The 9,447-nt window shown below is 45.2% G+C and carries 13 protein-coding genes; 8 read left to right on the forward strand and 5 right to left on the reverse strand.

The genetic code is table 11. The annotated features are described in order from the left end of the window. A partial coding sequence (locus tag QZ938_RS32120; RefSeq protein ID WP_293365683.1) for a tetratricopeptide repeat protein occupies positions 1-2,302 on the reverse strand: 2,302 nt, incomplete at its 3' end. Between the two features lie 160 nt (positions 2,303-2,462). Here QZ938_RS32120 and QZ938_RS32125 point away from each other — a divergent pair. The 3 genes from QZ938_RS32125 (at position 2,463) to QZ938_RS32135 (ending at position 3,734) form a co-directional block, all read left to right on the forward strand. Further along, positions 2,463-2,732 (forward strand): hypothetical protein, encoded by a 270-nt coding sequence (locus QZ938_RS32125; RefSeq protein WP_293353741.1) that lies wholly within the window; start codon positions 2,463-2,465, stop codon positions 2,730-2,732. Between the two features lie 166 nt (positions 2,733-2,898). Further along, on the forward strand, positions 2,899-3,324 hold the full coding sequence (locus QZ938_RS32130; protein ID WP_293150838.1) for a hypothetical protein: 426 nt from the start codon (positions 2,899-2,901) through the stop codon (positions 3,322-3,324). A 59-nt stretch (positions 3,325-3,383) separates the two neighbouring features. Next, complete coding sequence (locus QZ938_RS32135) at positions 3,384-3,734, forward strand: 4a-hydroxytetrahydrobiopterin dehydratase (RefSeq protein ID WP_293353739.1); 351 nt, start codon at positions 3,384-3,386, stop codon at positions 3,732-3,734. Positions 3,735-3,742: 8 nt separating this feature from the next. On the opposite strand, the gene QZ938_RS32140 is transcribed toward QZ938_RS32135, so the two are convergent. After that, a complete protein-coding gene (locus QZ938_RS32140) occupies positions 3,743-4,492 on the reverse strand; it encodes a response regulator transcription factor (RefSeq protein ID WP_293150832.1) in 750 nt (249 codons plus the stop codon). A 227-nt stretch (positions 4,493-4,719) separates the two neighbouring features. Between QZ938_RS32140 and QZ938_RS32145 the strand changes: the two genes are divergently transcribed. Next, the gene (locus QZ938_RS32145; RefSeq protein WP_293363676.1) at positions 4,720-4,944 is read left to right on the forward strand and encodes a hypothetical protein; all 225 of its coding nucleotides are present in this window, start codon (positions 4,720-4,722) and stop codon (positions 4,942-4,944) included. Positions 4,945-5,089: 145 nt separating this feature from the next. Next, the gene (locus tag QZ938_RS32150) at positions 5,090-5,344 is read left to right on the forward strand and encodes a DUF6761 family protein (protein ID WP_293150826.1); all 255 of its coding nucleotides are present in this window, start codon (positions 5,090-5,092) and stop codon (positions 5,342-5,344) included. Between the two features lie 374 nt (positions 5,345-5,718). Here the strand turns inward: QZ938_RS32150 and grxD are convergent, their stop codons facing one another. The 3 genes from grxD to QZ938_RS32165 all read right to left on the reverse strand — a co-directional run bounded on the left by grxD (position 5,719) and on the right by QZ938_RS32165 (position 7,316). Continuing rightward, entirely contained in the window at positions 5,719-6,039 is a 321-nt protein-coding gene (gene grxD, locus QZ938_RS32155) for a Grx4 family monothiol glutaredoxin (RefSeq protein WP_293150823.1), read from the reverse strand. A gap of 350 nt (positions 6,040-6,389) precedes the next feature. Further along, a complete protein-coding gene (locus tag QZ938_RS32160) occupies positions 6,390-6,650 on the reverse strand; it encodes a BolA family protein (RefSeq protein WP_293150780.1) in 261 nt (86 codons plus the stop codon). A gap of 42 nt (positions 6,651-6,692) precedes the next feature. Continuing rightward, complete coding sequence (locus QZ938_RS32165) at positions 6,693-7,316, reverse strand: hypothetical protein (RefSeq protein ID WP_293353735.1); 624 nt, start codon at positions 7,314-7,316, stop codon at positions 6,693-6,695. Between the two features lie 212 nt (positions 7,317-7,528). On the opposite strand from QZ938_RS32165, the gene QZ938_RS32170 reads away from it, so the two are divergent. The 3 genes from QZ938_RS32170 to QZ938_RS32180 all read left to right on the forward strand — a co-directional run bounded on the left by QZ938_RS32170 (position 7,529) and on the right by QZ938_RS32180 (position 9,337). Then, positions 7,529-7,852 (forward strand): type II toxin-antitoxin system HigB family toxin, encoded by a 324-nt coding sequence (locus tag QZ938_RS32170; RefSeq protein WP_293353733.1) that lies wholly within the window; start codon positions 7,529-7,531, stop codon positions 7,850-7,852. 158 nt (positions 7,853-8,010) lie between these two features. After that, the gene (locus QZ938_RS32175; protein ID WP_293353731.1) at positions 8,011-8,409 is read left to right on the forward strand and encodes a transcriptional regulator; all 399 of its coding nucleotides are present in this window, start codon (positions 8,011-8,013) and stop codon (positions 8,407-8,409) included. A gap of 274 nt (positions 8,410-8,683) precedes the next feature. After that, positions 8,684-9,337 (forward strand): hypothetical protein, encoded by a 654-nt coding sequence (locus tag QZ938_RS32180; RefSeq protein ID WP_293353729.1) that lies wholly within the window; start codon positions 8,684-8,686, stop codon positions 9,335-9,337. Positions 9,338-9,447: the final 110 nt, after the last annotated feature.

Consider the following 9,447-nt stretch of genomic DNA (forward strand, 5'->3'; position numbering starts at 1 on the left):
CCCAAGAAGATGCCATCCCCGCGCGATCGCCCAATTCTGTCCTCAATGCCAAAGATTGCTGGTAAAGTCGCTCAGCTTCATCCCAATTGCCACGATTTCGCTCGATATCTCCCAACAATCCCCAAGAAGATGCCATCCCCGCGCGATCGCCCAATTCTGTCCTCAATGCCAAAGATTGCTGGTAAAGTCGCTCAGCTTCATCCCAATTGCCACGATTTCGTTCGATACCTCCCAACATCCCTAATGCAGTAGCAATGTCGCTCTTGTTATTTTCTTGTTGTGCGATCGTCAAAGCCTGCTTAAAACACCTTTCTCCTTCATCCCAATTACTCAAATCTCGATGATAAACACCCATTATTAATAAAACACTTGCTTGATTGTTATCTTCAACAATCGATGCCTGCTGCATCATAGCATTTTCTATAGCAGTTCCTTGTCCCAAGCGCAAAGCATAATTCAACAATACATTTCCCAATTTCGATTGTTCTCTTTCATCACCTATGTTTAATACAAACATCATCGGTTCACTGAATACTTGTGCTAAATCGCTCATCTCTTGAAAATCTTCAAATTTTACGCTAGAGAGATCGAAGGAATCCACCCTTTTGAATAACCTTGGCAGTGATTGGTATTCCTTTCGCAAAAAATCTGCTGTCAACCGATGTATCGAGTAGATATCTTCACATTTGTCGCCGTCATAGACACTTACCACCAAAGAGGCATCAACTAATTGCTTCACAATCTTTTCTGTCTGACTGATTTCTTCCTCAGTAAACTCAACTGGCTTGTTTGACTGTGCTGCTATCATTAAACGCTGTTCTTCTTCCCAATCATCCGCATACAGCCGCAAAAAAGTTAAACCCCTCACATCTATAGGCACTCGCAACACACACATCCGCGAAACTAAATCTCTTCCCGCTGCACTTTGCCTTGTCATGTGTTTTTCCAATATTTGTTCCACATTATTCGTTACCAATTCAGGATGCTTCCGCAAATATCCCGGTCTCCCCTTGGCAAGAGATGCCAATAGAGTGAACAAAACAACATGACCTTCAACCCGCCGAGATATCCACTGCAAATCAGCTAATTTATCAGTCAACTTTCGCTGTTGTAAAATCTCCACACCTGCCGCCACATCCACACCTTGCAACACTTCAATATGCACCAATTCGGCATCGGGCGCTAACCCCGGATAGCGGGTATCTGCCAAATCCGCAGGCACTTCCCGGCTGGTCAAAATCATTTGCGATTGGTGCTGCTGATAAACCAAAGCATTCAACAACTTACCCCAATCCGGTGAAATAGTTCGATGTACCTGCGACGAATCCAAACAATCAGGATTTCCCGCCTCAACCGCCGGATGCAAAATATCTTCCAGGTTATCGAGTATCAACAGACAGCGAGTTTGTTGCAAACCCATCATAATTTTCGCAATCTTTTCTTCAGGCTTTTTTAACTCCACCGCCCCCGGAATTCCCAAACCTTCACTTAACAGAAACCCAGCCACATCATCAAAACTGGTTCCTTCCTGTACCTTGAAATACATCACGCATTCATAACCGCCCGCCAGCAAACTTTTCCCTGCTTGAGAAACAGAATGCTGCCAATTTATCCCCAATCCTTCCACAAGTTTGATTGCCAAACTCGTTTTACCCATACCGCCTTGCCCGACAATCGCCAATACCTTCGGCGGCGAAGTACCATCCGGCAGGATTTGTACTAATTTAGCAGTTAATTTTGCCACCAATTCATCCCGCCCTTTCCACACAGGCACCGACTCAGGCATCTGAGAAACAGCCACCCTAATTGATTTATCGGGAGGGGAATCTGCGGGCACATTATCCTTCTCAGTTTTGCCCTCACTATTTTGCCTGCTGTTATCTGGTGTACCGCCCCAAACTTTTGCCAACTCTTCTAAATTCTTTGCTTTGTCCTTTTGACTCCACAAATTTAGAGTAAAAATCCTATTTGAATTGCCCCGCCTTTTCGGCTTCGGGATGTGATTCTTCAGAATTTTCAGATTTTCGTCGAGATAATTATTAAGTACCTCACCGATATACATTCTAACTTGCTTGTCAGATGTTGTCTTATTTGGTTTGAAGGCATTTAAGGCATTTTTATCTTTCAGCAAGTGGCGCAGGGCTTCCAGGGTCGTCGTGACGTACAAGTCGGTAGTCTTACCTGTCCATTCGGCATGGAGATTAGAGATGTCATTTTTATTATTTAACTTATAATCTAGCAGCGCCTCCACCAAATCCTTGACTCGCTGCCAAGACTTATCGCCTTCTCCCAGATTGGGCATAGATTTTCAAAATAAGTTGCTAAAAAAGTTTCGGGATTCCCGATACCGAATGAGCGTCCCAAATATCCCTAATTCCTAGTATAGCAGAGTTGCAGCCATTCTTTGGCATTCGGGTATCCCGAAATTTCATACTCAATTTAGTTGAGTTTAGGAATGATTTATGGGATTGTCGAAACAGCATGGATGGATGATTGCAGAAGCGGTTGTGGGTACTGTAGTCGGTGCTCTCAATTCTTCGGCGGGGCTAGTGCTGACTGTTGGTTTGGTGGGCTTTCACATCTGCGTTGACAAAAATGAAGAGGAAGAGTTGCGCTGCCCTCTGGAGAGAGTTTTAAACACCGAGGAAGTTGTGAGGCTGGATTCTTGCAAGGGTTGCCCGTTTCGGGAAGGGGCGATTGATGTGCGAAAGGTTGAAGAAGAGCGTGAGTAATATCAAAATTATGTCATTGCGAGTGAAATATTGCGATCGCTTAGTGTCTGGGATTGCTTCGTTCCTCGCAATGACAATATACATAATACTTGGGAATCACTTGGTGTCTGTGATTGCACTGTAGTAAAATCAATACTCATTCATCACATTCGCATATTATAATAACATGAAACGGGTGTTATCACTTTTGAGTGGAATGGCGATCGGCTGTGTCTCCCTTGCTGCTTTCATGCCACCAAACTACGTGCTGCGAGTAGAAACTGTCAAACAGGGAATGCTGCGACTGACTAATACTTCCACTCAGCGCATTTATGTAAAAAACTTTGTCCTCCGCGATTACAAAATCAATGAACTTGGCAAGCGAAATGGAGAAGTTAAAGAAATTCGGGTTCGTGTAGAAGTACAGCTAAATCCAGGCGAAAGCACTTTAGAGCCTACTTTAGATTTTTACCGAACAACCGCCAATACCGAACTATTGCGGTGGAATGATGGCAAAAAAATTCACCGAGACGGATTGCTGATCTGTTTTATTAATGACTTCAATCACAATGTCTTTGTAACTCCTAACGGACATTTGCCCTGTCCAAAATAAGTCACATCAGAAGTGTCATACTATCTTTTAGGATCTTCTCGCCAAACCGCAATTTATTTATGGAACCTTTAGCAAAAGAACCTTGTGCCGCCTGCCTCCCAAACTCTCCCCGCGTCACGGCTTACGAAATTGTCCAACTTAAGCCTCAAATCCCCGAATGGAATTTGATTGAAAAAAATGGCATTCCTCAGTTAGAACGCACCTACAAATTCCCGGATTTCAAAAGTGCGATCGCCTTTACTAACAGTGTAGGCGAAGCGGCAGAAACTGAAGGGCATCACCCCGCACTGTTAACCGAGTGGGGAAAAGTTACCGTTACTTGGTGGACTCACTCGATTTCTGGGCTGCACCGCAATGATTTTATTATGGCGGCAAAAACAGATGCGATCGCACATCAATTCTCAACCTAAAATCAGATCTATCGGCTAATGATAGTTTCAGATGTCGGAGCGCCGAATACGGGTGAATTTTGTTGATTCCCATTCAACAATTCCAGATTCAGCCGGTAGCCGACATTCCGCACAGTTTGAATTAGACTCGGCTGTCGCGGGTCGATTTCGATTTTTTTCCGCAGAGAGAGTACGTGAGTGTCGATCGTGCGCGGGTTGTCAATCGCATCAGGCCACGCCCGACGCAGCAAATCGGAGCGCGACAAAGGCACTCCTCCAGCTTGAGCCAGCACGTACAGCAGGCTGAATTCCTGGGGAGTAAGCTCGATGTGTTCCTCATGCAGCCTGACTCGGCGCTGTACCAAGTCAATTTTTAGCCGCCCGCACTCCAGCATCGCGGGCGGTACCATCGTGCGGTTGCGGCGCATCAGGGCTTCCACCCTAGCCATAAATTCTTGCATCCCAAACGGTTTAGTCAGGTAATCGTCGGCGCCAGACTTCAAACCTTCCACAATATCCGCTTCTGAATTCCGCGCCGACAGCATCAAAATCAGCGATTGCTGCTGCTGTTGGAGCCAGCGGCAAAATTCCAAACCGTCCCCATCAGGCAATTGGGCATCAAGAATCACTAGGGTTGGCTGGCGGCTGAAAAATATTTCCCTAGCATGACTGATATCCGCTGATTGGTGCACCCAGTGACCGACTTGCTGTAAATGCCAGCCCAAGAGCGATCGCAGGTGCGGATTTCCTTCAACAATTGAAATACTTGCAGATCCCACAACGGCGAGCTTCCCTTATCACTAATGGGTACCAGGTTAACAGAGCTTTTGTCAAGGTTTTGTAACCATCGCTACTCAAGCATAAGCTGGGTTTAAAGCGACGAACAAACTTCTAGTCTTAATTTTAAAGATTTCGTCAAATTGCGATCGTCAGACCCCAGAAAGGTTAAATCATTCTGGCGGTGAGCTTACAATGAAAATAAGATAGCTTACAGCCGATCGAGCCTATGACCCAGCCGCCTGCTTTGACCGAACCCCCCCACAGGGCCCCCACTCCGAGGAAGTTGACAAATCGCGCAACTGAAACTAAAATGCGTCCAACCGTTCGCTCGGTAGCCGGAACACTCACTCAGTTCGATCGCCCAATTCAGAAATATCCCGATTCTTTTAAACGCACGGTGAATTATCTAGATGCGTGTGAAAGATTCGAGCCACTGCATTGGGGCAAGTGAAATTTTTTATGGAGGGTAGCCTGTGAAGCAGGGTAAAAACTTTTATTTAGCAATCGCCTCTCTTCTGAGTTTGCTCAGTATGAATCCAGGCCTTTCCTAAATCCCGCCGTCATTATACACACCACAAAGGATTTCAAACTCAACCATGCTACAAGACACCCAAACAATCCGGCACTACCAAAAACTTACCGACGCCCTCGTCGAAATGTGGAATAGAGGTTATCGTTTCGATGACCTGCGGCTTTACTTAGATGGCTACCTCGCAGCCCTGCGACATTGTAACAGCCTGGAACCCTATCTGATTCACAGATTAGAGGAAGAAGCAGCGCGTTACATTCACGATACTTCCAATTTTGAAATGCCACAGCCCCAAACGCAAGCTGAATCAGACTATTATTAAATGCCAAATTTGGTTTAATAAACCTGCTGATTATTTGGGCATCGGGCATCGGCCAAAGAGGGCATCGAGCATCGGGAATCGGGAATTGGTTATTTGTGATTTCCTGCTTTTTCCTTCTTCCTTCTTGCTTCTGCTATAAATGAACCTAATTCAACGTAAAACCCGGTTGCTATTAGATCCCCGGCTTCTTGAAGAAGTCGGGGATATGTTTGTTCTGTCTGATTTTAAACAGCGGGCAATTGACAATTGTCCGCTAGCGGGTTTAACTCCCCCACTTCAGGAATGTGGCGTGGGGGAGTGGAGTTTAAATCCCCATAAAAAAACCTCACGCTTCACACTTTACTGTCAACTGTCAACTGTCAACTGTCAACTGTTTAAGAAGCCAAAGCGACTTCTACAGCTTCTTGCAATTCACCCTTTTGATACATCTCGATCAGAATATCCGAGCCGCCAAGAAACTCGCCGTTGATATAAACTTGGGGAATTGTCGGCCAGTTGGAATACTCTTTAACGCCTTGACGAATTTCTTGGTCTGCCAAAACATCAACTGTTTCGTAAGGCACTCCCATCGTATTGAGAATTTGCACCACAGTGTTAGAGAAACCGCACTGTGGCATTAATTTATTGCCCTTCATGAACACCATGATTTTGTTTTGCTTAACCAATTCGTCAATTCTTTCATGTGCTGTACTCATGGTATCTCCTAATATTGTTTGAAAATTTTTAAACGTTGACAGTTGTTTCTCATGAGGCAGAAACCGGGTTTTTAACGAAAATCTCTCGTTACCAGAAAGAATTGGTTGAAAGCCCCAAGTCTTTGAGGGAGAAATTAAAATCAGACTATTGATTACTCCAATCCTCGGACTTAAGGGTAGAGGTCGCTATCAAACTGTCAACTGTCAACTGTCAACTGTCAACTGTCAACTGTCAACTGTTGAAAGCCATAGATTCCGGTGAAAAACCCGGTTTCTTTGGTTAGCAACTGTTTCTCAAGCAACTATTGACACAAGCACAAATGTGCGATCGTCAAATTGTCACTGAAAAACTAAGCAACTTCACTTTTGGCTGCCCATTCTGCCGGAGTTAAAGTTTCCAACGCCAAAGCGTGGATAGCTTCACTAGCCATTGCCTGTTTGAGAGCTCCGTAAACCAGTTGGTGCTGCTTGACTCGGCTTTTGCCTTCAAAGGCGGCAGAGACTACTCTCGCCTGGTAGTGATCGCCACCGCCGGTCAAATCGTCAACTTGTATCTTAGCGTCGGGCAACTCTGCCTTAATCATTTCTGCTACTTGGGACGGTGTAACCATTGGTATTTGTGATAAAGGGCTGTATTGAGTATTTTAGTGGAACTATTTGTTAGACGATCGCGGTTGAGTTGCAGCAGGCCGGGGATAGGGGGCATCCACAAATCCCAATTCCAGTAACTGCTGGTAAGCTTTTTTTCCCAAGTCCCGAGTTGGCTGCTGCGATCGAATAATCTGAATTAATAGGGGAACAGCCAGTTCCGGCTTATTTTGTGCGCGGTGTACCAACGCCAACCGATAGGTAGCTTCGTCGCGCATTTGGGCTGTTTCCACAGCCTTGGTGCGGTTGCTGTCGGCCAACCGGATGTCAATTCCGGCAAAACTGCTGCCCAGTTGCTGGTAGAAGTTGGATAGTTGATTGAAAATTTGGCGGGATTCTTGGAGTTTTTGAGCTGCGAGCGTGTAGTTTTGACTTGAAATAGCATTGCTGGCTTCTGTCATCAAGCGCTGACCTCCGGCAATGCTGAGTACGCTGCTATCTTGCGTCACAGGGCGGAGGTTGTTGGGATCCGTCGGGTCGTCGGCGGGATCTAGTTGTGATTGGTTATCTGGCCGAGAAGGTTGCTGTGCTTGGGCTTGGAGCGGTTGCAACAGAGTCAAAACTGCGATCGCCCCGATCGTCATCCGGGCGGTGAAGCGAAGCCAGCAAACAGTTGCAGAGTATACCATGAAATTACTTTGCGCCTCGGCGCTTTAAAAAGATATTTAGCTTGAGCCGATCTTACCATTGGCGATCGCAACCGGCTAAGTGTACACCAAATTTGTTCAAATGTCAAAGGGGCGATCGGGCAAAAGGCTATGAAGGAAAAATTCAAGTAGAGACTTGACAGGCGGTTCTCGTTGTGAGAACATAAAGGTGTCGTTTAAAAAACGGTACGCGAATGAAACTAATTTCTCGCAAAAATCTTCTGAGTGCGATCGAACCATACCCCGACGATGCCAAGGCTGCGATCGCAGCCTGGTGCAAGCTCATGGAAGACAACGATTGGAAATCGCTAGAAGAGGTGCGAAATGGATATTCCAAATCGGTCGATCAAGTCTGTGGATATACCATTTTTAATATTAAAGGTAAACATTATAGATTAATTGTGCAAATTAACTATAGCACCGGATATGTAACTTTCAAAAAGTTTTTAACCCATGCCGAATATAGCAAAATCAACTGGAATGAGAAAAAAAATAAAGTCAAGCAGAAAATAGGTTGATATTCCCCCTAAATACATCGGGAAATTCTTACAGATTCCCTGATATATTCAATCAATAAATCAAAAAACTTCACTTTAATGGTTAAAAGCATGATACCGAGAAATAAACACCCACCTTATACTTCAGAACCATGTCCAATTTAACAATAAAATGAACCATGAATATCACAATCGAGAAAACAGTCTACGGTCAACTGCTGGCGAAATCGCAGCCTAAGCCCATCCTGAACGAAGAAGATTACGATCTTGCCCTCGCAGAATTAGGATCTCTGATGTCCCAGGAAGAATTAACACTAGAACAAGAAACTTTACTGAGTCTCTGGGGGCTGTTGATCGAAGAATACGAATCAAAATATTACCCAATTCCAGAAGCGACTCCCCAGGATGTTCTCTTGCATCTCATCGAGGTTCGCGAACTCAAACAAGCCGATTTAGTGGGTGTGATTGGTTCCAAAGGAGTAGTTTCTGAGGTGGTTAATGGGAAACGGGCGATTAGCAAGGCGCAAGCTAAGGCGCTGGGAGAATTCTTTAATATTAATCCTAGCGTGTTTATTTGAGAGAAGAGATCGTATAAGAACGAATACGGCGGTTGAAACCGCGTCTACAAAGACAAAACCTGCCTCCGCAGGTTGAAGATAAGATGCGGTTGAAACCGCATCTACACAAACGATGTCAGCCGGACGCCGACTGATGGAGATAAGATAAGACGGTAGTTGAAACCGCTTGGTCTCTTCAACCCGCGGAGGCGGGTTTTGTCTGTATAGACGCGGTTTCAACCGCCCAGTTTCAACCGCCCAGTCTTCTCTCCCAAATTCAATAGGAATATTTCTGATGGTACAACCAAGTAAACCCACATCGGCGACTCTCCAAAACTATCAAGGTATCGGAGTTCCCGAAGCAAGTCTGGCAGTGATTTTGCAGCGGGGCGGCGATGAATTGTTGCTGTCAAAAGTTCCAAACCGCTTTACAGTCAGACCCTCCGCGACAGCATCGACATCAAACAATTGGGCTGCAACAAATCAGGCAAAACTTAACCTTCGCGTCGGACAAAGTAATCTGGAAGAATATCTAGTGGCGCCGTCCAACCTAGATGCAGCAATGCAAGCCGCCCGCGCCAGCGATGCTGTAGTTTTTGCCAGCCATGTCTATTGTCCGGCAAACAATCCGAGTACATTCTTTTATTTAACCGATCGCATTACAATCCAATTTGACGAACAAGTAAACGCAGAATTGCGAAATGCGATCGCCAATGCAGCAAATTTAACAATAATCCGGCCAGTCGAAGGCATTCCCAACACCTTCGTTTGCGAAGTCACCAAACAAGCAATAGAAAACCCGATCAAAATTGCCAACCGCCTGACAAGATATCCAGAAGTTTTGGTGGCGGAACCCAACATTATCCTAGAAACTCAGCAACATTATACACCCCGCGATCCGCTTTATCCCAAACAGTGGTATCTCAATAACCAAGGGGCTTGCAATTAAATATAATCCCAGTTATCCTCGAAGAGTAGGAAACAAAAAATTTGACATGAGCGGTTGTGACTTCTGTAATTGGGATGCTAAAAATGATCTTGAGTGAGCCAGTTAAATTA

The organism is Microcoleus sp. CAWBG27, assembly GCF_020883145.1.
Lineage (GTDB): Bacteria > Cyanobacteriota > Cyanobacteriia > Cyanobacteriales > Microcoleaceae > Microcoleus.

Coding starts and splice junctions, on each gene's coding strand:
- QZ938_RS32135 (WP_293353739.1), top strand. CDS start 3,384: ATGGAACCTTTAGCAAAAGAACCTTGTGCCGCCTGCCTCCCAAACTCT.
- QZ938_RS32160 (WP_293150780.1), bottom strand. CDS start 6,650: ATGGTTACACCGTCCCAAGTAGCAGAAATGATTAAGGCAGAGTTGCCC.
- grxD (WP_293150823.1), bottom strand. CDS start 6,039: ATGAGTACAGCACATGAAAGAATTGACGAATTGGTTAAGCAAAACAAA.
- QZ938_RS32180 (WP_293353729.1), top strand. CDS start 8,684: ATGGTACAACCAAGTAAACCCACATCGGCGACTCTCCAAAACTATCAA.
- QZ938_RS32130 (WP_293150838.1), top strand. CDS start 2,899: ATGAAACGGGTGTTATCACTTTTGAGTGGAATGGCGATCGGCTGTGTC.
- QZ938_RS32125 (WP_293353741.1), top strand. CDS start 2,463: ATGGGATTGTCGAAACAGCATGGATGGATGATTGCAGAAGCGGTTGTG.
- QZ938_RS32170 (WP_293353733.1), top strand. CDS start 7,529: ATGAAACTAATTTCTCGCAAAAATCTTCTGAGTGCGATCGAACCATAC.
- QZ938_RS32145 (WP_293363676.1), top strand. CDS start 4,720: ATGACCCAGCCGCCTGCTTTGACCGAACCCCCCCACAGGGCCCCCACT.
- QZ938_RS32165 (WP_293353735.1), bottom strand. CDS start 7,316: ATGGTATACTCTGCAACTGTTTGCTGGCTTCGCTTCACCGCCCGGATG.
- QZ938_RS32175 (WP_293353731.1), top strand. CDS start 8,011: ATGAATATCACAATCGAGAAAACAGTCTACGGTCAACTGCTGGCGAAA.
- QZ938_RS32150 (WP_293150826.1), top strand. CDS start 5,090: ATGCTACAAGACACCCAAACAATCCGGCACTACCAAAAACTTACCGAC.